Origin of the sequence: Achromobacter sp. LC458 (assembly GCF_001005835.2) — a bacterium.
Taxonomy (GTDB): domain Bacteria; phylum Pseudomonadota; class Gammaproteobacteria; order Burkholderiales; family Burkholderiaceae_B; genus Achromobacter; species Achromobacter spanius_B.
On sequence record NZ_LBHW02000009.1, the window covers coordinates 31,769 to 52,151 of the forward strand.

Here is a 20,383-nt window from a genome sequence, read left to right on the forward strand (position 1 = left end):
CTTTGGCGCGGGGCCGGCGCGGCCCTGCGCATCACTTCATTACGCATTGCGCGGCGTACTGGTCGGACACTTTGGACAGGTCCGCGAAGATGGGGCCCTTGTTCACGAACGCCACCTTGCCGTCCGCACCGGCCTGCACGTCGGCGCGGAAAAATCCGGCCACCGGAAAGTGATTGGGCTGATAGCGGAATTCCCCGCGCACCGAGGCAAAGTCGGCCGCCTCCAGCGCCTTGCGCAACGCGTCCTTATCGTCGACCTTGCCGCCCGTTTTCTTTAGCGCCGAGCCGATCAGCTGGGCCGCGTCGAACGATTGCGCCGCGTAGCTGGACGGTTCGCGTCCGTACTTTTGGCGAAACGCGGCGGCAAACGCCTTGTTGGCGCCGTTGTCCAGGTCCGGCGAATACGGCACGTTGGTCACGGCGCCCAGCGCATCCTGTTGCAGCGCGGGCAGCGTGGCCCCGTCGATGGTGTCCACCGACAACAGCGGTATCTTGCCGAACAGCCCGGCCTGCCGGTACTGCTTGATGAAGTTCACGCCCATGCCGCCAGGAAAGAACACATACGCCGCGTCCGGCTTGGCGTCGGCCAGCGCCGCCAGCTCTACCGAGTAGTCGGGCTGGTTGACCTGGGTGAAGACCTCGTTGGCAATCTGGCCTTTGTAGAAGCGCTTGAAACCGGCCATCGCGTCCTTGCCCGCCTGGTAGTTGGGGGCAAGCAGGTAGACCTTCTTGAACCCCATCTGGTTGGCCATTTCGCCGCTGCCTTCATGGCGCTGCGTGTTGTTCCAGGACGTGGAAAAGAAATAGGGCGAACAGTCCTTGCCCGCCAGGTTGGTCGGCCCCGCGTTGGACCCCACCAGGAACACGCCCGCGCTGGTGACGGGCCGCACCACGGCCAGCATCACGTTGGAATACACCACGCCGGTAATGATCGGCACCTTGTCGCTTTGCACCAGCTTGCGCGCGGCCTGCACGCCCACTTCGGGCTTGAACTGATCGTCTTCCTTGATGACCTGCACCGGCACGCCGCCCAGCTTGCCGCCGCCCTGGTCCACGGCCAGCATGAAACCGTCCAGCTGGTCCTGTCCCAGCACGGAGCCGGGGCCGGTCAATGTGGTCAACAAACCAATCTTCACGTCGGCCATCGCGGCGCCCGACAGGGCCAGGCCCAGGGCCGCGGCGGCGGCCAGTGTGGTGGTGCGTTTCATGTTTTTTTTCCCTTGAGTTGCCGTGTGTCACGGTCGTGGTCTCTTGCCTCGCGCAGGGGTTACGGCTGCAATCCAAAAAACGTCATCGTGTTGCGAAACAGGATCTTTTGCTGCACCTCGGGCGCGAGTTCCGCGTGCGCCACCAGGCGGCCCACTTCCTGTTCGCCCAGCGGGTAGGGGTAGTCGGAACCCAGCAGCACGCGGTCTTCGCCCATCACGGCAATCAACAGGCGCAGCGAACGCGGGTCGAACACGGCGCTGTCGGTGTAGAAGCGGTCGGTATAGGAAGAGGGCAGGCGCGGGCAGTCTTGCCGGATGATGTCGCGGTGCCGCCAGGCGTTGTCCACGCGGCCCAGCAGGTAGGCGAAGCTGCCGCCGCCGTGCGCGAAGCACAGCTTCAGGCTGCGCGGAATGCGCTCGAAGGCGCCGGACAAAATCAACGACAGAATGCCCAGCTGCGTTTCGGCGGGCATGGCCACCAGCCAGGGCAGCATCCATTTCTTCATGCGGCCATCGGTCATCATGTCCCACGGGTGCACCAGCACCGGGATGTCGTGGTTGGCGCAGTGGATAAGGAATTGCACCAGCGTGTCGTCATCCAGGTCGCGCGGGCCGACGTGGTTGCCGATCTGTACACCCAGGTGGCCGGCGGCGCGTGCGCGGGACGCTTCTTTGCAAGCCAGGTCCAGGTCTTGCAGCGGCACCTGCGCCAGCGCTTTCAAGCGCGCGGGCGCATGGGCGCAGTGTTCCAGCGCCAGGTCGTTCATGCGGGCCGCCCAGTCGGCGGCAAGTTGCCCGGGGTAGGTGTAGCCGAACATGATCGGCGTGGCGCACAGGATTTGCACGTCCACGCCATGCCGATCCATCTGCTCGATGCGCAGCGCCGGATCCCACAGCGTGGCGTCCACCGGTCGGAACTCGCGATCGCCCGCCATGATTTGGCCGGTGGCGCCGTCGGCGTCCGGGCGCAGCCAGGGCGCGTGCACGGGATCAAGCGCCGCCGCTTCCTGCCGCGTGATCGGCGGAAAGAAATGGGCATGCATGTCGATTTTCTGAATCATGGATAACGGCTTCGCAAGAGTTGGGGTGCTAGGCGGACACGGCTTGTCCGGCGGGCGCGTGGCCTTTGCCGGGATGGACCTGGCCACAGCCGGGGCAGGTGCGCTTGTCGGTGCTGTCGTAGAACGCCTGGAATAGCGGTGGCAGGTCGGTGACGATGCTTTTCAACTGCACTTGAACCCGGTGCACCAGGTGGCCGCAATGCGGGCAATACCATTCAAAGCCATCCAGCAGGCCCACGGGGCGCTGGCGTTCAATGACCAGGCAGGCGCTGTCGGCTTCGGGGCGTTGCGGCGAATGGCGTACATGCGGCGGCAACAGGAAGATGTCGCCTTCCTTCAAATCCACACGTTCGGGCTTGCCGTCTACCCACAGCGACAACCAGGCGTTGCCGCGAAATTGGTAGAAGAATTCTTCCAACGGGTCGTCGTGATAATCGGTGCGGTGGTTGGGGCCGCCGACCACGGTGACGATGAAGTCGGCGTCTTGCCAGATCTGCTGATTGCCCACGGGCGGCTTGAGCAGATGCGCGTGATCGTCGATCCAGCGCTGGAAATTCAACGGCGGGCCGTAGGCGGGCATGAGGATCTCCGGGGAGGCTTGGTTTGATGAAGTCTAGGGGGCGAGCGCGCCGAGGGAATAATAGAAATTGCGCGGTTGGATATGCGGCTTATCTATCGCGGGGTTTCCCGTAGGGAAACGGGCGCGCCTGGCCCGCGCGCGATATTCGCGCGTTATCCGCGCGTTATGCGCGGCGGGCCGATCCCGGTTCGCGCTGCGCCGTGATGGCTTGCAGGTATTGCACCAGCCGCTGGCAAGCGGGCGTCATCGGACGATCGGCGCGCACGGAATAACCCACGTCGCCAAAGTCTCCGAACACCGTCGTAGGCAGGCGCGCCAGCAAGCCCATGGACAGGAACTGCGCTGCCGCGTCGTAGGGAATCAGCGCCAGCGCGTCGCTGTGCATCAGGATGCCGATGTTGGTCAGCAGCGATAGGGATTCCACGTGGCGCGCGGGCAGGCGCAGGCCCGCGTCGAAAAACGTGCGCTCAACCGAAGCGCGCAGGGGCGAGGTGGGCGCGGGCAGAATCCAGATGTGGTCGGCCAGGTCCGCCAGCGTGACCTCTTGCGCGGCGGCCATGGGATGCTGCGCGCCGACCACCAGGCACAGCGCTTCGCGATAAAGCTTGTGATGGTCGACCGCCACGCCCGATATCGACGCCATGTCGGCGCCGGGCAACCTGCCCACGACGATGTCAACGTCGCCCGTGGCCAGCGCGGGCAGCAACTGCGCCGACGGCCCTTCGCGCACGGTGACCTGGATGCCCGGGTGGTCGGTCATCATGCGGGCAATGGCTTCGGGCAGCAGCTTGGCGGACGCGGCGATCAGCGTGCCCACCACCACGTGGCCGCTGGCGCCGCCCAGTACCGCGTCGATGTCGTCGGCCATGTAGCGCACCTCGGCCAACATGGCATGCACGCGACGCCCCAGCACCAGGGCAAGCTCCGTGGGCGTAACGCCCCGGTTCGACCGTTCGAACAAGGTCGCGCCAAAGAAGGCTTCCAGGTCGTGGATGGCCTTGGTGACGGTGGGCTGGGTCAGATGCAGTTCGCTGGCCGCGCGCGACAGCGACCGGCGCGCCAGCACGCGTTCAAAGATCTGCAATTGATGCAGCTTCAGCTTATGGCTGAGCGCATTGGGCGTGATGCGGAAGTTCGACATGCTTGGAGGCGCCCGCCTTGATTGAAATCAGCAAGTGCGGGTGCGGCAACGGATGCACCGCAGCGCGTGTGCGGGCGGGGCCATCAGCGTCGAAGAACTCGCGGTAGACGCGATTGTATCTACCGGTCTAGGGTTGTGGGGGGGCCGCAGCGCCCGGGTCCGACACGGCAGGCTTCGCGGCATCGCCGAAGCGCAGCGCGAATTGCCGCGTGAACACCGCGCCAAAGAAGAAGATCTGCGCGGAATAGTAGATCCACAGCAGCAGGGCGATCAGCGAACCCGCCGCGCCATAGGCCGACACGGCCGCGCCCCGGCTCAGGTACAGCCCGATGCCCCATTTGCCCACCAGGAACAGCGCGGCCGTCACGATGGCGCCCGGGATCACGTCGCGCCAGGATATCTTTGCGCTGGGCAGCAACTTGAAGATCACCGCAAACAGCGCGACCACCACCGAAAACGAAAACAGCGTCGACGCCCAATCCACCACCCTGGCGACGGTGGACGCCATCCACAGGTCGCCATACAGCTTTTGCGCAGCGCCCAGCGCGGCATTCACCGTCAACGACACCAACAGGAACAGCGCCAGCACCAGCACCAGGCCAAACGACAGCATGCGGCTGCGCACCATGCCCTGGATGCCGCCCTTCTGGTTGGCGGGCACTTCCCACAAATCGTCCAGGCTGGCCTTCAGTTCGGCAAAGGCGGTGGTGGCGCTGAAGATCAGCACAAAAATGGAAATCAGCGCGGCAATCCACCCGCCGCCGGATTCATGCGCGCTGGCCAACACCGTCTGGATGACTTCCGCGCCGCGTTCGCCGGTCAGGTCGCGCATCTGCAAGAAAAGCTCTGACCGTACCGCGTCTTCGCCATAGAACGCGCCGGCCACGGCGATCACCAGGATCAGCATCGGCGCCAATGAAAACACCATGTACAACGCCAGCGCGGCGCCCTTGCTGGATGCGCGGTGGTTTGACCACTGGTTGGCGGAGTCCATCAGCAGCCCGCCGATCTCGGACGGACGCAAGGCTCGCAGGCTCTGGGGTAGGCGCATAGGGCTGGGGCGGCGTGGGCGAAGGAATCTTCATTGTAGGGACGCATGCGCCTGGGGGAAACCGCGAGTTTGTGCGCAAACGTGTTCGCGCCGGGAGATAACGGGTGCGCTGGAAACAACAGGCAATGTGTACGGTGGCCGGCCGCCGAATCCGTCGTCGGTAGCGGGCAGGAGCGCACAACAGGATGGGCGCACAAAAAGAAAAACCCCCGGGGCGAAGGTCCGGGGGTTTTTCAGATACTGCATTCCCCGGTTTTGACGCCGGGGAGGCCGTGCAAGGAAAGCGGGACTTAGAAGTCCATGCCGCCCATGCCGCCCATGCCACCCGGCATGGCCGGGGCAGCGGGCTTGTCTTCGGCCAGTTCGACCACGGCGGCTTCAGCCGTCAGCAGCAGGCTGGCGACGGAGGCAGCGTTTTGCAGGGCGGTGCGGGTCACCTTGGTGGGATCCAGAACGCCTTGCTCGACCAGGTCGGTGTACTCGCCGGTTGCAGCGTTGTAGCCGTAGTTGCCCTTGCCGTTCAGCACGTTGCTGACCACGACGCTGGCTTCTTCGCCGGCGTTCGTGACGATGGTGCGCAGCGGTTCTTCCACAGCACGCAGGATCAGCTTGATACCGGCGTTCTGGTCAGGCGTGTCGCCCTTCAGTTCAGCAATGGCTTGCTTGGCGCGCAGCAGTGCAACACCGCCACCAGCGACAACGCCTTCTTCCACTGCGGCGCGGGTAGCGTGCAGGGCGTCTTCGACGCGAGCCTTCTTTTCCTTCATTTCGACTTCGGTGGCAGCGCCAACGCGAATCACGGCAACGCCGCCGGCCAGCTTGGCCACGCGTTCTTGCAGCTTTTCACGGTCGTAGTCGGACGTGGCTTCTTCGATCTGGATACGGACTTGCTTGACGCGAGCCTCGATCGACTTGCTGTCGCCAGCGCCGTCGATGATCGTCGTGTTTTCCTTGCCCACTTCGATGCGCTTGGCTTGGCCCAGTTCAGCCAGGCCGGCCTTTTCCAGCGACATGCCGGTTTCTTCGGAGATCACCGTGCCGCCCGTCAGGATGGCGATGTCTTCCAGCATGGCCTTGCGGCGGTCGCCGAAGCCCGGAGCCTTGACGGCGGTGGTCTTCAGGATGCCACGGATGTTGTTCACAACCAGGGTGGCCAGCGCTTCGCCTTCGACGTCTTCTGCAATGATCAGCAGGGGACGGCTCGACTTGGCAACTTGTTCCAGCACGGGCAGCAGGTCACGGATGTTGCTGATCTTCTTGTCGAAAATCAGGACAAACGGATCTTCCAGCACGGCAACTTGCTTTTCCGGGCTGTTGATGAAGTAGGGCGACAGATAGCCGCGGTCGAATTGCATGCCTTCGACGACGTCCAGCTCGTTTTCCAGCGACTTGCCGTCTTCGACGGTGATGACGCCTTCCTTGCCAACCTTGTCCATCGCGTCAGCGATGATCTGGCCGATGGAGGCATCGCTGTTGGCCGAGATCGAACCGACTTGAGCGATTTCCTTGCTGGTCGTGACCGGCTTGGATTGCTTCTTCAGTTCAGCCACGGCAGCGGCGACAGCCTTGTCGATGCCGCGCTTCAGGTCGATCGGGTTGAAACCGGCGGCAACGTACTTCAGGCCTTCCATGACGATGGCTTGAGCCAGCACGGTGGCGGTCGTGGTGCCGTCACCGGCGTTGTCGGAGGTCTTGGAGGCAACGTCCTTGACCAGTTGTGCGCCGATGTTCTCGAACTTGTCCTTCAGTTCGATTTCCTTGGCGACGGACACGCCGTCCTTGGTCACGGTCGGGGCGCCGAACGAGCGCTCCAGCACGACGTTGCGACCCTTGGGGCCCAGGGTGGTCTTAACAGCGTTGGCGAGAACATTCACGCCGCGGACGATACGCACACGGGCGTCGTCACCGAACAATACTTGCTTGGCAGCCATTTCTTAGCTTCCTTCGAAAATTCGTTTGAGGCGGGGTTTACTGAACCACGGCGAGGATTTCGTCCTCGCGGATGACGAGCAGTTCTTCGCCATCAACCTTCACGGACTGGCCGGCGTACTTGCCGAACAGAACCTTGTCGCCAGCCTTCAGGTCGACCGGCAGGATCTTGCCGTCTTCGGTCTTCTTGCCGGGGCCGACGGCCACGACTTCGCCCTGATCAGGCTTTTCAGCGGCGCTGTCGGGGATGACGATGCCCGAGGCAGTCTTGCGCTCGTTTTCGAGGCGTTTGACGATCACGCGATCGCCCAGGGGACGCAAGGCCATGAGGAACTCCTGTTTACTTGATTGAAAGTGAATGATCGGTTAGCCCCGGGAGGGCTGTTAGCACTCACCGGTGTCGAGTGCTAATTATAGGGATGATGTTGCAGGGTTCAAGGGGGGGAGGGGCGGCTGTTACATATTTGGGGGGTGGCCCCATTTGTCGAAGCCGGTCACCGAGCCTCATGTCGAATTTCATTCAACCTGAGATTGGGTTCATTCAAGTTGGTAGCTAAGCAATACCAGCCTCGGCTCTTGCAGATCATGGCAAGGCACTTCGCAGCAAATTGGCTTGGACTAGGGCCATAAAAGACAAGAGCTCCAAGTAGGAGCTCTTCGTGGCAAAGCTGCTGTTCGAGATCGCCCTCCAGACCATCGGCTACGACAAGCGCGCCGACTTGTTCACCAGCAAGTTCACCTGTAGGCCACTTTGGTGAGCAGGATCGCCTTGGCCTTGAACTCGTCGGCAAGTCACTTGCTCAACATAGCCCCAAACCGGAGAAGACACGAACAGGTATCTAGGGAATCGGGGCGTACACAGCGTGAGAAACAGGGGGGCTCTAACGGGGCAAGTGGACTCCTTCACTCGTTGTTAAGCGAAAAAGGCCAGTTTGCTCAAAGACAGCCGACACAGCGGCCTACATATAGATGAGCCGGTTGAGCTTTTCGAGGAAGTCGGCATCGGAATTGCTCAAGTTCGCAAGACCGAAGCGTTCTTGCACAATCGCGGACACCAAATCACGGCGTTTCGGGAGGCGAGCCTTCTCGGCCGCTGCGAGAGCCGCTGCCATCTCCTTCTTTTTAAGGTTGGTGCAGTAAGCCGGCGCAGCAGGCTGCTGGCGCCACGAATCCGCGAGCGATCCAGCATCGAATGCGTCGAAGCCCGTCTCTTCGACCAGACGCATCGCCACTTCTCGATCGATTGTGCGATCGGCAGCAACGGGTATCGCGATACGATCAGGACTGCCCGGCGCCATTCCAAATTCGGCGAATGCTTGCGCCCCTATCGCGTTCCACGCCTTGGCGATCGGCCGGCCTAATTGTTCCACTACCCAGAGGCTTTCCACCTGGCCCGCGTCAATCGCCTCGATCGCGCCGTCCCGCACTGGATAATAGTTGGCTGTGTCGATCACCACCGTTTCTTCCGGGACGCCCGCGAGAAGGGATTTGACTTTCGAGTGGCTCGCAAACGGGATCGAGAGGATGATCACGTCCACGTCCCTCACCGCGTCTTGAGCGGCTGTCGCGCGGGCGCCGTTAGCCAGTAGCTGCTTGTCGATTGTTTCAGGGCCACGGGAGTTCGCAACCTTGATCTCATGACCCGCTTTGGTCAATTCACGGACAAGTGTCTTTCCGATATTGCCGGTGCCCAGAATGCCTACTTTCATGATTCCTACTCCCTTTCACTTGGTTCATCTTGCTGTGCAACCTTGCAGAGGAACCGGAGACAATCGTGTCCCGCAGTTCTTAGTTCTTGCCGGTCACTTAGATTCCATCGACGGTGGATTGGGCAAGCTTGATCAGCCGGAAGCCATCAGCGGCGCCGGCTTGGAATATCACGGGCTGGGCCTGTTCCGGAGGCGGGAGCGCAAGCAGACCGCTGGCAGCCACATGGCGCCCTTTCAGATTGATCGGCTGGAGCTTTTGCCTGGACATGTTGATTCCCCACTGCTCCTGTTCGCGGCATCCCGCCGTTTGGATGAACTGATCCGTGAGCCGTTCGCCGAGACTTCGCGGGGCCCGGCACCTCAGCCGGATCAGTCACCGGTCGGCGTAGTCAACTTTATTGCTGTGCAATGACCTGATTCATAACTTAATGCTTCAGCTTGGGTCCTGCCATGCGGACAGCATTGCCAAGGCTGCTTCATAGTTACCAGCAGCCTCGGCAGTACGGAAATATTTGGCCCGCTCCACGATGATTTCTCGCGGTGTGGGTTCGCCGTGCAAAAGGGCGAGCGTCTCGTCGAGGAAGTCTTCCAGAGGCATAGCATGCTCGTCGTTTTCCTGACCAAACAACGTCGTTTGCACACCAGGCGGCGCCAATTCAATGACGCGTATGGAGGTGTTGGCGAGCTGCGCACGCAAGCCTTCGGTGAACGAATGAACAGCCGCCTTGGTGGCGCTGTATGTCATCGCTATGGGGAATGGAACAAATGCCAATGCGGAACTAACATTGATGAGGACACTATCTTTCTGTTTCGCAAGTTGCGGCAAGAAAGCATAGGTCATCCGGATGGTGCCCAAGAGGTTGATCGCGACGGTATCTTCCGCAGCCCTAAGCGACTCGCGATTCATCGCATCTTCGCGTGGCATGATGCCAGCGTTGTTAATCAAGACATTCAGGTCGGGGTAACGCGCGGCCACTAGCTCACTCGCTCGGGCGATGGACGTGGCATCGGCCACATCAAGCTCGATAGCCTCGATTCCGGGGTGATCGGTCGCGATCTGCTGTAGCAACGCATTGCGCCGCCCTGTGACGAGAACCTTGTTGCCCGCCTTATGTAACCGTATCGCTAGACCGAGCCCTATGCCCGAAGTGGAACCCGTGATAAGGACGGTATTGCCGGACGGCTTCATATGCTTCTCCGAAGTGGTAGAGCGGCTAGAATTTAAACGGACAATTGTCCGGAAAAAAAGTTTACCGGACAATTGTCCGTTTATCAATGGCGCCTTGGAGGAGGACAAGTGGCACAGTCACAAAAGGTTGAGCGCCCTGCACGCGCCGACGCACTACTTAACCGCGAGCGCATCTTGGCGGTCGCCTTGGAGGAACTGGCCCAGGGTGCAGACGTTCCTCTGAGCGCGATCGCTAGGAAGGCCGGCGTAGGACAAGGGACTTTCTATCGCCACTTTCCGACCCGAGAGGCGCTGGTGATGGAGGTCTATCGCTACGAGATGCTGCAGGTCGCAAAATATGCTGAACACCTGCTTCAGACTCGCGCGCCCGACCAGGCATTACGAGAATGGATGACTCGCCTCGCCGAGTACGCCATGAACAAGGCTGGCTTGGCCAATGCAATTCGCGAGGTGTCGAATGTGGGAAGCTGTGCGGGAAAGGAGAGCTATGCTCCCGTGGTCAACGCAGCCCAGTCCTTACTTGATGCAAACGAGAGGGCGGGCACCATTCGTCCTGGCATCACCACGGATGACTTTTTTCTGGCCATTGCGGGTATTTGGCAGATCAATGTCAACGATGAGTGGAAACCGCGTCTCGTCTGGCTCATGGACTTTGTTATGGAAGGACTACGCGCGGGCGCGCCGGCGCGGTCCGCGTAAGACGCTAGGTTGCATTCCCCGCGATTCAACTATCGGCTTTCGATGCTGATGACGGATGCGAAGCAGGCAAACAAGGTAGTGCTCATTGTTGGTAAGCATGATCAGAACGTACGAGCAGGATGCTGTTTAGTAAGATGGAAGGCGCCGTGAGCCTCCATGCCAGTCCTGTGCTTTCTGAACTCCGTGGTCTGTTCGTACCTGTTCTGCTTTGCTCAGACATCTCACTGCTTGCTAGCGCTTGAATTACCTTGCCCAAGGCCGCTTCGCCAGACACATCTTCAAATAACGAAGAGGTTTGTTTCCGCTCTAATCGGCATATTCGCCTGCGTCCTGGAAGACTTTAGCCCAGCGCGTCTTCTCGCCTTCAAGGAACTTCCGATGTTGCTCAGGCTCCAGGCGCTCATCGGTCACTACCGTCACGCCCAGACTCTCCTGGCGCTTGATAAATACCGGGTCCTTCAAGGCGGTGCGAAGCGCGTTGTTCAGCTTGGCGATAGCATCCGGCGGGGTTCCTTTCGGTGCGTATAGTCCGTGCCAGATCTGCACATTGAAGCCGGTGAGTCCAGCCTCATCCAGCGTGGGCGTATCCTTGAGAGCAGGTAGTAAGAGACGTTGCAGACTAGTCACACCGAAGACCTTAACCCTCTTGCCCTCTATCTGTGGAACAGCATTGGTCGCCTGCTCACACATGATGTCAACCTGCCCGCCAAGCAGATCGTTCATGGCTGGCCCAGTCCCTTTGTATGGAACAGTCGTCATGCTGGCCTTCAACGTGCTCTGAAGCATCAGTCCGCACAAGTGGGATGCCGAGCCCAGGCCGGCATTGGCAAGGTTGACTTTGCCGCCGCTCGCGTTGATCCACTGCCTGAGTTCCGCAAACGTATTGGCCGGCAGGCCAGGCCGTCCAATGATGACCGACGGCGCCTCATTGATTAGGCCAAGCGTCTCGAAGTCGTCCGGCACCTTATAACTTAGCTTGCGATACAGGGATGGCGCGGTAGCCATGCCGATGTGATGTACAAGCAGCGTATAACCATCCGGGTTTGCCCGAGCGACCTTGGCGGCGCCAATTGTGCCCCCCGCGCCGCTGGCGTTTTCGACAACCACAGTCGTGCCGTCCAGTGGCTTGCGTAACGCCTCGGCCAGGTCCCGTGCAATTTTGTCGGTCGGCCCCCCAGCTGCAAACGGAACTACCAACGTGATGGGCTTGTTCGGGAAGTCTGCATGAGCGGCAACTGTGCTTCCAAGCAGAGCAATGCCCGTAGCAACGCGCCAAAGCTTCTTCATGGCTTGTGTCTCCTATGTTGTTGTCGTTGACTTGAGCGTCATGCAGACAATGTCTGCATCTCACGGTAAAGATCGGCCTTCCCCTCGAAGCCAATGCCGGGTAAGTCGGGCAGCGTGACGTAGCTGTTCTCGACTTTGACGCCATCAGGGAAACCGCCATATGGCTGGAAAAGGTCCGGGTATGACTCGTTGCCCCCCAGTCCCAGCCCAGCCGCAATGTTGAGCGACATCTGGTGCCCACCATGGGGGATGCAGCGGCTGGGTGACCAACCGTGCTCCTTGAGCATCTCCAGAGTGCGCAGGTATTCCACCAATCCGTAACTCAAAGCGCAGTCGAACTGCAACCAATCACGGTCAGGACGCATGCCGCCGTAGCGGATCAGATTGCGCGCATCCTGCATTGAGAACAGATCCTCGCCAGTGGCCATCGGGTTCTTGTAGTAATTGCGTAGCGTCGCCTGCAACTCGAAGTCGAGCGGGTCGCCCGGCTCTTCGTACCAGAACAGGTCGTACTGCGAGAGCGCCTTGGCGTAAGCGACGGCGGTGTCGAGGTCGAAGCGACCATTTGCGTCCACACACAGCCTCTGACCGTCCTGCAAAACTTCCATGATTGCGTCGATCCGGCGCAAGTCCTCGTCTAGCGACGCACCGCCGATCTTCTTCTTGACTACCGTATAGCCGCGATCAATGTAGCTGCGCATCTCGTCCTGCAACTTGCGGTAGTCCTGGCCAGGATAGTAGTAGCCGCCAGCGGCGTAGACGAAGATCTTGCGGTTGGGATTACCATCGCCATAACGGTCGGCTAGAAGTTGGAACAGAGGTTTATCTTCTATCTTCGAAACCGCATCCCAGATAGCCATGTCGATGGTCCCGATGGCCACGGAACGTTCGCCATGCCCACCGGGTTTCTCGTTCGTGAACATTGTCTGCCAGACTTTGTGCGGGTCCAGGTTGTTGCCGGTGCTGTCCACCAGCGATTCGGGCTTCGCTTCGAGAATGCGGGGAATGAACCGCTCGCGCATCAACGTGCCCTGGCCGTAGCGGCCGTTGGAATTGAATCCGTAGCCGACCACAGGTTTGCCATCGCGGATAACGTCAGTGATAACGGCCACGAGGCTGAGATTCATTTTGCTAAAATCGATATAGGCGTTGCGGATAGCCGAACTGATCGGGACAGTTTTTTCGCGGATTTCGACGATCTTCATGATGCCTCTGTACAAAAGATACCGAGGCTTTGATTTTCTTCCTCTGGAGCCTCCCACCCCAATGTTCATTTTGGCTACTTCTATGCAGTGGAAGAACCGCCGATGAACTTCATCTGGCTCGGTGATTTTCTCGCGCTCGCTGCCAGTGGTAACTTCTCCCGTGCGGCGGAGGAACGGCATAGCTCGCAGCCCGCATTTAGCCGACGGATTCGCGCACTGGAGGCGTGGATCGGCGCACCTTTGGTGGATCGCAGCAGCCAGCCCGCCCAGCTCACCGAAGTCGGTGAATGGTTCAGGGGAGTTGCGGAGGATATGGTCGCCAGAACCGCCCGAATGCCTGGGGAAGCCAAGCATGTGGCCGAAGCCAGTTCGACGACCTTGCGCATTGCTAGCACGCACGCTCTTTCATTTACCTTCCTGCCGCGCTGGCTTAGAAGTCTTGAGTCGAGGCTGACGTTGGGCGCCGTGGAACTGATGTCAGATGTACTGGCGCGCTGCGAGTTTCAAATGCAGCAAGGCAAGGTTCATTTCCTTTTGAGTCACGCGCACAGTCGTATGCATGGTGCGATGGATTCAGACGCGTACCAGTCGGCGGTGATCGGTCATGACCAATTGCTTCCTGTGTCTAAGCCTTCGCTGAAGGGGCATCCACAGCACCGTTTGGACAGACCGGAACATGACCACGTTCCGGTGCTGGCCTATACCGATGAGTCAGGGTTGGGGAGGATACTGCGCGCGGTGCAAGGCCGACGACTGGAATCAACCCCGGTTCACATAGTGCTCACAGCCCATCTGGCGTCTGTCCTTCGCTCAATGGCCCTGGACGGACGCGGCATTGCCTGGTTGCCAAAATCGTTGATCCAAGAGGACCTTGACGCGGAGCGGCTCGTCGTCGCAGCAAGCACAGACTGGATGGTGGACCTGGAGATTCGCCTCTACCGAGATCGGGCAATGATTGGGCGCGCGGCTGAGGCACTTTGGCAGTCCGCTACCGACGTAACCGAGGGGTGAGTGTCTGGAACCTCACAATTTTCGCCAAAGGCAGCGAATGGGATCAGCGATCCCAAGGCGCGTTCTGCCAGCGTTCCAGCAGGAAATCACTGAACGCCGTGAGCCGACGCGGCACAGGTTCGCGCCGTGCCCGCACGATGCTGATCTTCGAGGGATTTGCTTCCCAGTCCGGCAACACGCGCACCAGCCGCCCGTCGCGCAGTTCCTCGTGAATGTCCCAGGTCTCGCGCAGCGAGATACCCAACCCGGCCAGGCACCACGCATGCAGCACGTCACCGCTGTCGCTGCACAGCGTGCCACTGACTGCAATAGGCTTCTCCCGGCGGCCTTTGTGCAGCGGCCAGGTGCTTTGCAGCAGCCCCGGATACGCGAACACCAGACAGTTGTGCCGTTCCAGTTCCTCCGGTTGCCCCGGATGACCCTGCGCCTCCAGATAGGCGGGAGACGCCGCCAGGATGCGCCGGTTGTCGGCCACGCGCTGCGCCACCAAACGCGAATCGGCCAACTCGCCCATACGGATCGCCAAGTCGAGGTCGCCGCTATACAGATCCTGCACCTGGTCGGACAGGCGCAGGTCGAAGCCAACGCGGGGATGCGGGCGGCAGAAATCGTGGATCGCCGGGGCCACGAACTTGCGCCCGAACGGAGTGGGCGCGGTCAGGCGGATGGTGCCGCTCAGTTCCTGGTTGCCGCCGGTCGCTAGCTCCTGCACTTCCTCCAGCACCGCCAAGGCAACCCCCTTCGACGAACTTTGACAGTAGGCACCGGCGACCGACCCGCCACTCGTCTCCCCGCATGAACGCCGGCCTTCGTAACCGCCGCGCGGCTTTTGTTTGTGCTTTTCCGGTGCTTCTCCGGTGCTCTTCCCGGGGCGGGCACGGTAGGTCCGTCGTGTCAAACCGCATACGTCACCCGGTGCGCCTCGGTCGGCAACGGCAGGTCCCAGCGGTGCAGCATGCTGGTCAACGTCTTGTTCGATAGCGATGTGTCGCGCCGAGTGTTCCGGCGCAGCAGCTCGGCGCGCGGTTGTTCCAGATAGACCAGTTCAACTTGCGCATGATACGAATACAGCAGATCCAACGTCTTCTTGCGCATCAGCTCGCTAAGGTGGGTGGCGTTCCAGACGAAGGGCGCCTTGCGCCGCAGCAGTTCGCGGGCACGGTCGATAGCCAGGTGCGCCACCATGCCTTCGTTCTTGCCGTGGCGCAGGCCCAGTTCTTCTCGCGCATCGTCGAACGAAATCACCGGCAACTCGGGATGATGCCGGCTCACCCAGGTGTTTTTGCCCGACGCGGGCAACCCGGACATCACAATCACCCGCGATCCAGGTTCCTGGAACAACGGGTAATCGGGGTGCACGTCGGCGCCGCGAAAATAGCTGACCGCGGTATGGGCATCGGCGAATGCGCGTGGCTGACCAAAGCACCGTTCGTCGCGCGCCAGCTCGCAGAACAACGCGATGTTGTCCAGCACGCGCTGACCGTCCGGGCAGATGCGTCCGCGCATGTCGGCTTCGGCCAGCATGGCCAGCAATGGAATGTCGACGTGCCAGGACAGTTCACGCACGATGAACTCGGGCGTCTTGCCGCGACGCGAGCCTTCCAATGCGAAAAACGGCACCTGATGGACCGCGATCAACCGGCACACGGCCTCGCGCACGGCAAAGGGCACGCCTGCATCCCACAGCGCAATACGCGCGTCGATGGCGCCCTTGTGGGAGTGGCCGGGCTGGCCGATGGCGCCGGTGACCGGGTCGATGACGGTCGTGCTGTGCTTGGCGATGTCGTGCAGCAGCGCGGCAAGAAATACGATTTCCTGGTCGGCCCGAGCCGCCGTTTGGTATAGCGGCAATGCCAGCAGCGCTTCCACCACCATTTTCGTATGGGTCCAGACATCGCCCTCGCCGTGATAGCGCGGGTCTTGCGGCGTGGTCTTGGCCAGCTCCAGCGCGGGGAATGCCGCCAAGCAGGCGCTGAAATCCGGCGCCTTGCCCGGAGCAGGCGTAAGTGCCCGCAGTGCTTCGTATTGCATGATCTATTCCTTATTGTCCGGCGGCGCCGCGCAGCGTGTCCCAGTCCACCGCGAGACGCGGCGCGTAGAGATCAACGCCGGGCGCCAACTGGTTGGGCACGTAGGGCTGCTCGGAATGATGTTTGTCCGAATCCAGGATGGCTTGAACGAAATCTCGCCTTACCCACTTGTAGCGGGCGATCGTCCTGCCGTCGGCCTCCACTTTGACGTACAGGCCTTCCGACAGGTCCGATTTGTCGCATTGTTTCCAGGCGCGCTGCACGTCCAAGCCTTCTCGTTGCACGGTGGCTTCAAAAGCCTTGCGCCAGTCTGGCGTCTTGGCCAGCGACGGCCGCAGCAGGGCCTTGAGCGTGTCAAGCCTGGGCGGCGCCACGCCTTCATACAGGACGGGCACCGACAGCACGGGGCCATTGGCCAGCAAGACGCGGCGCGCCTGGGTGGACAGGAATTCGCCGCTGTGACGATCCAGGACATCGAACTCAAAAAAATGATGCGGCAAGGCGTCGTAGAAAACCGAGTGCTTCTTCGACAGCGTTTCGCCATACATCACGTAGCGGTCCTCCAGGCGGTCAAGCAGCCAGTCGGTGTGCGCCGCGGCCCAGGCTTTTACGAAACTGAATTGCCGTTCGCGTCCGCCTCCCACCAGGTAGTGGCCGCGCGATTGCAGCAGCAGTTCGCCCGATGGGCTGAAGCTGATGCCGGTGTTCGCGCCGTCGAGCTTTTCTTCGACGACCAGGTGCAGGCCGGCCAATTGACGGTACGGCACGTGGTCGTGGCCTTCGTCGCCGTCTTGCAGGCGCGAGCCTTCCAGGTGGGGAGTGCGGGGATAGCGAAACAGGTCCAGCGATTGCGCGTAAGCGCAGAAATCTTGCGTCATGGGATCTTCTCCAGTGTGATGGAAAAGCCGACGACGCAGTCTGGACGGGAAAGGAAAGCGAGTGGGTGTGTGCTTCCTGGAACCGCGCCTGGACCCCATGGCGTGCGCTCAAGACTCAGGCGTCGAGCAGCACGGGGCGCGCAGGCAGACCGCGATTACCAGGGCGGTAGTCGTCGGCGTTTAGGCGTAGTGACGGATGGCAGACACGGTTGCACTCAAATGGAAAAGCGGGTTGAAGAAGAGGCGGGATCCTAAGACATCGAAAAGGGTTTTGTCAATGCGAGGCATGACGCGGGTGATAGACGTTTACTTGGCTTGCGCGTCGCCAGCGATCTTCCTGGCCGTCAGCGTCACGGTGAAAAACTCGTTTCGCTTTTCGGCCGAAACGGTATCCAGCCGGGGCGTTCCGTAATCGGTATGTTGCCCGCCTTCGAATCGGGGGTAATACCCTTTCCAGAAATAGCGCGCCTGGGTACCGCCCGCGAGCATTTTTTTCGCGGGCAGCCCGGCTACGAATCGCGTATCGGCATTATCCGTCCGCGCTTGCAAAGCGACGCGCGCTTCAGTCAATGCCCAATGGCATACCCCGCGCCCGTAATAGTCCTCGTCGAGCAGCATGTCGGCATACACGGTGCCCACGTACTCGGTGGCGGATATACGGGAAAGGCGGAACGGTTCGTGGCTGGACAATGTCGGCACGTGGCCGGACAGGGCGTTGGATTTTCCACAGCGGGCGCCGTTGCTGGCGTCGAACTGCACAGTGCCCTCTGCCACCGTAAACGGCGATTTGCCGTCGCCCGCGCTTGATAGATCGGACGCATTGGCCAGTGTGAGCCGTATCTCATAAGCCTGCGTCGCAGCGGGGTTCAGCTTGCGCAGCGGTGCCTTCGTCGTGCTATCGGCGTAACCGGACCCGCACCCGGCGGTGGCCAGCAGGGCTAGCGTCGGCAAAGCCCAACGTAAGGCCGGCAACGAAAGATATCGAAGGGCGCGCGACAATGTCGATGTTTCCTATGGGAGGGATTTATTGTCGAAGTTTGCCACGAAATTGAGCGTCGGCTTCTGCATCGCGGATCCGATTACCGGCGTGCGCATGCTGGATGGGGCCGATGAGCGTTTCGCGGGGCGCACCCTGAACTTGCGGGCCGAGCCCTACCTGCCTCAAGGGGCTTGCCGTAGTGGAACAGGATGCCCGTCATCGAACCGCCACGGATTCGAATTGAGGGGGCTGCCAGCCGCCGCCAAGCGCCTTGAACACCGAGATGGCTGCTCGTGCTGAATCGGTCTGCGCTTGCGCTCGGGCATCCGAAGCCTGCAACAGCGTTTCGTCTGCGTGCAGGACATCGATCAGGCTGGCTGTGCCTTTCTCGTAGGCCATGAATGACGACTGACGCGCACGGGTCAGAGAATCTTCGCCACCGGCAAGCGTCGTGGCTTGCGTCTCGTGGTTGACCAGGGCGGAGAAGGCGTTCTCGACGTCTTCGGTGGCGCGCAGCACGGACTGGCGGTAGGCCGCGAGGGCTTCTGCTTCCTGTCCCTTGGCCTGATCGATCTGCGCGTTGATACGACCGAAGTCGAAAAGCCGCCACCGTAGACCTAAAACCGCCGCCGACTGGCTGGCGCCGCTGGAGAAAAGGTTGCCGCTGGAAATGGATGTGGCGCTACCCAGCAAGGCACTCAGGGAGAATTTTGGGTAGTACTCGGCGATAGCCACGCCAATGCGCGCGCTGGACGCGGCAAGCCGACGTTCTGCCACGATGAGATCGGGCCTGCGCCGTAACAGATCCGCGGGCGTCCCTGTGGACGCGATCCGCGGCGCCTTGGGGATAACTCCGGTGGCCGCCAGTTCCGAGCGATTGGTGCCGGGCGGGGTGCCTAGCATTACGTCCAGTGCATTCATCGCGGCGTCCAAGCCGGTCTGGATTACGGGAACCGTTGCCAGTACCTGGGCGAGCGAGCCCTCGGTCTGCCGAACCTGGTACTCGGCGGCAAGGCCCTTGCTGCGTAGTAAGCGAACCTTCTCCAGTAACCCTCGTTGCGTCTTTACCTGGTGGCTCGCAATGTCCAGGCGCGCCTGCAATCCGCGAATGGTGATGTAAATGTCGGCGGTCTGCGCGGCGACGGCCAGTCGTGTAGCGGCAGCACCCGCCTCGGATGCCTGGTATTCGGCCATCGCGGCCTGGCGTTCGCGGCGCAACCCTCCAAACACGTCCAGTTCCCAGCTTGCTCCCAGGTTGGTCTCGTACGAATTGCCGTACCGGTCAAAATCCGGGGTGGAGTTCAGCACCTGCCCGAGCGGAGTTTCAATAGACTGATAAGAACGTCCTGCTTGGCCATTGATATTCCCGGTGGGCAATAATGCGGCTGTCGCAGCGCCGAGGCCGGCGCGCGCCTGAGTCACCCTGGCCATGGCCTGGGCCAGATCCAGGTTCTGCTCAAGCGCCCTTGTGACGAAGTGACTCAGTACAGGGTCTCCAAAGCCCTCCCACCAGATCGCAAGGCTGGCGGGGCTCGCTGCTGCTCGATTTTCGACGGCGCGCTGGCCCATGTAGTGCTCTGAAAGGGGAGTCTCCGGTCGGTGATAGTCCGGACCCACCGCACAACCCGTCATCAGGCAGGCGCTCATGACGAGGGCGAGAGAGCGAGGGGAAAGCATGGGGGATCCTTGAATGAGCAATCTGAGGTGACGATATTACTATATGGTCACTCGTTGTCAATCACAGTTCGTCAGGCTAAGCTAATTAAATGACTGAAAACGGCACTACCACCCACTCGCGTGGGCCTTCGGAGCACAACGTACGCGACCAGATCGTCGAGGCGGCGACCGAGCACTTCAGCCACTACGGCTATGAGAAGACCACTGTGTCCGATCTGGCCAAGGCGATTGGATTCTCGAAGGCTTATATCTATAAATTCTTCGACTCGAAGCAGGCGATCGGCGAGGTGATTTGCTCGAACCGGCTTGCGATCATCATGCAGGTCGTTGACTCTGTGATCGCTGATTCGCCCACGGCTTCAGAGCGATTGCGCAGGCTTTTCCGCGCTCTGACCGAAACCGGCAGCGATCTTTTCTTCCATGACCGCAAGCTCTACGACATCGCTGCCGTTGCCGCACGCGACCAGTGGCCTTCCGTGCGCGCCCTGGAGACGCATTTGCGTCAGGTGATCCAAGGCATCCTTCTAGAGGGGCGCGAATCCGGCGAATTCGAGCGCAAGACGCCGCTGGATGAAGCGTCCAACGCAATCTATCTGGTCATGCGGCCTTATATCAATCCCGTACAGCTTCAGTACAACCTCGACATGGCGACTGAGTCGGCAGTGCAGCTTTCCGCCCTCATCTTGAGGAGCCTGTCGCCCTGAATGTGTAGTGACTGTTGACTTTACTGGTCACTAGTTTGAGAATGCG

Annotated in this window: 20 protein-coding genes; 4 read left to right on the plus strand and 16 right to left on the minus strand. The window is 61.0% G+C overall.

The genetic code is table 11. The features are described 5' to 3' along the window. Window positions 1-31: 31 nt before the first annotated feature. From YH64_RS10020 to YH64_RS10060, 8 genes are all read right to left on the minus strand, one after another. On the minus strand, window positions 32-1,207 hold the full coding sequence (locus tag YH64_RS10020) for an ABC transporter substrate-binding protein (protein ID WP_046803786.1): 1,176 nt from the start codon (window positions 1,205-1,207) through the stop codon (window positions 32-34). A gap of 59 nt (window positions 1,208-1,266) precedes the next feature. After that, entirely contained in the window at window positions 1,267-2,268 is a 1,002-nt protein-coding gene (locus YH64_RS10025; RefSeq protein WP_046803787.1) for an amidohydrolase family protein, read from the minus strand. 28 nt (window positions 2,269-2,296) lie between these two features. After that, on the minus strand, window positions 2,297-2,848 hold the full coding sequence (locus tag YH64_RS10030; RefSeq protein WP_046803788.1) for a 3-hydroxyanthranilate 3,4-dioxygenase: 552 nt from the start codon (window positions 2,846-2,848) through the stop codon (window positions 2,297-2,299). 163 nt (window positions 2,849-3,011) lie between these two features. Continuing rightward, window positions 3,012-3,989, minus strand: coding sequence for a LysR substrate-binding domain-containing protein (locus YH64_RS10035; RefSeq protein WP_046803789.1), 978 nt, complete (start codon window positions 3,987-3,989; stop codon window positions 3,012-3,014). Window positions 3,990-4,116: 127 nt separating this feature from the next. Further along, window positions 4,117-5,040 (minus strand): YihY/virulence factor BrkB family protein, encoded by a 924-nt coding sequence (locus tag YH64_RS10045; RefSeq protein ID WP_046803790.1) that lies wholly within the window; start codon window positions 5,038-5,040, stop codon window positions 4,117-4,119. 290 nt (window positions 5,041-5,330) lie between these two features. After that, window positions 5,331-6,971, minus strand: a complete 1,641-nt coding sequence (gene groL, locus YH64_RS10050) for a chaperonin GroEL (protein WP_046803791.1) — start codon at window positions 6,969-6,971, stop codon at window positions 5,331-5,333. A gap of 37 nt (window positions 6,972-7,008) precedes the next feature. Next, on the minus strand, window positions 7,009-7,296 hold the full coding sequence (gene groES, locus YH64_RS10055; protein WP_006221616.1) for a co-chaperone GroES: 288 nt from the start codon (window positions 7,294-7,296) through the stop codon (window positions 7,009-7,011). Between the two features lie 632 nt (window positions 7,297-7,928). Continuing rightward, window positions 7,929-8,678: an NADPH-dependent F420 reductase gene (locus tag YH64_RS10060; protein ID WP_046803792.1), complete on the minus strand. Its 750-nt coding sequence runs from the start codon at window positions 8,676-8,678 to the stop codon at window positions 7,929-7,931. Here YH64_RS10060 and YH64_RS30170 point away from each other — a divergent pair. Then, window positions 8,677-9,090, plus strand: a complete 414-nt coding sequence (locus YH64_RS30170) for a hypothetical protein (RefSeq protein WP_185975362.1) — start codon at window positions 8,677-8,679, stop codon at window positions 9,088-9,090. The genes YH64_RS10060 and YH64_RS30170 overlap by 2 nt on opposite strands. Window positions 9,091-9,111: 21 nt before the next feature. Here YH64_RS30170 and YH64_RS10065 read toward each other — a convergent pair whose 3' ends face one another. Next, on the minus strand, window positions 9,112-9,867 hold the full coding sequence (locus YH64_RS10065) for an SDR family oxidoreductase (protein WP_046803793.1): 756 nt from the start codon (window positions 9,865-9,867) through the stop codon (window positions 9,112-9,114). A 108-nt stretch (window positions 9,868-9,975) separates the two neighbouring features. On the opposite strand from YH64_RS10065, the gene YH64_RS10070 reads away from it, so the two are divergent. Beyond that, entirely contained in the window at window positions 9,976-10,566 is a 591-nt protein-coding gene (locus YH64_RS10070; RefSeq protein ID WP_046803794.1) for a TetR/AcrR family transcriptional regulator, read from the plus strand. A 306-nt stretch (window positions 10,567-10,872) separates the two neighbouring features. On the opposite strand, the gene YH64_RS10075 is transcribed toward YH64_RS10070, so the two are convergent. Both YH64_RS10075 and YH64_RS10080 read right to left on the minus strand, forming a co-directional pair. Continuing rightward, the gene (locus YH64_RS10075) at window positions 10,873-11,853 is read right to left on the minus strand and encodes a tripartite tricarboxylate transporter substrate-binding protein (protein ID WP_046803795.1); all 981 of its coding nucleotides are present in this window, start codon (window positions 11,851-11,853) and stop codon (window positions 10,873-10,875) included. A gap of 38 nt (window positions 11,854-11,891) precedes the next feature. After that, entirely contained in the window at window positions 11,892-13,058 is a 1,167-nt protein-coding gene (locus YH64_RS10080; protein WP_046803796.1) for a mandelate racemase/muconate lactonizing enzyme family protein, read from the minus strand. A 102-nt stretch (window positions 13,059-13,160) separates the two neighbouring features. Between YH64_RS10080 and YH64_RS10085 the strand changes: the two genes are divergently transcribed. Beyond that, on the plus strand, window positions 13,161-14,069 hold the full coding sequence (locus YH64_RS10085; protein ID WP_046803797.1) for a LysR substrate-binding domain-containing protein: 909 nt from the start codon (window positions 13,161-13,163) through the stop codon (window positions 14,067-14,069). Between the two features lie 43 nt (window positions 14,070-14,112). Here YH64_RS10085 and YH64_RS10090 read toward each other — a convergent pair whose 3' ends face one another. The 5 genes from YH64_RS10090 to YH64_RS10115 all read right to left on the minus strand — a co-directional run bounded on the left by YH64_RS10090 (window position 14,113) and on the right by YH64_RS10115 (window position 19,633). Continuing rightward, window positions 14,113-14,793 (minus strand): substrate binding domain-containing protein, encoded by a 681-nt coding sequence (locus YH64_RS10090; RefSeq protein ID WP_255444303.1) that lies wholly within the window; start codon window positions 14,791-14,793, stop codon window positions 14,113-14,115. Between the two features lie 170 nt (window positions 14,794-14,963). Beyond that, on the minus strand, window positions 14,964-16,100 hold the full coding sequence (locus YH64_RS10095) for an AAA family ATPase (RefSeq protein WP_046803799.1): 1,137 nt from the start codon (window positions 16,098-16,100) through the stop codon (window positions 14,964-14,966). A gap of 10 nt (window positions 16,101-16,110) precedes the next feature. Next, window positions 16,111-16,977: an RNA ligase family protein gene (locus YH64_RS10100; protein ID WP_046803800.1), complete on the minus strand. Its 867-nt coding sequence runs from the start codon at window positions 16,975-16,977 to the stop codon at window positions 16,111-16,113. Window positions 16,978-17,283: 306 nt separating this feature from the next. Beyond that, complete coding sequence (locus tag YH64_RS10105) at window positions 17,284-17,976, minus strand: hypothetical protein (protein WP_046803801.1); 693 nt, start codon at window positions 17,974-17,976, stop codon at window positions 17,284-17,286. Window positions 17,977-18,172: 196 nt separating this feature from the next. Then, window positions 18,173-19,633 carry an efflux transporter outer membrane subunit gene (locus YH64_RS10115; RefSeq protein ID WP_046803802.1) on the minus strand — a complete coding sequence of 487 codons (1,461 nt, stop codon included), beginning with the start codon at window positions 19,631-19,633 and terminating at the stop codon, window positions 18,173-18,175. 89 nt (window positions 19,634-19,722) lie between these two features. Here YH64_RS10115 and YH64_RS10120 point away from each other — a divergent pair, with 89 nt between their 5' ends. Then, on the plus strand, window positions 19,723-20,337 hold the full coding sequence (locus YH64_RS10120; RefSeq protein ID WP_046803803.1) for a TetR/AcrR family transcriptional regulator: 615 nt from the start codon (window positions 19,723-19,725) through the stop codon (window positions 20,335-20,337). Window positions 20,338-20,383 lie beyond the last annotated feature (46 nt).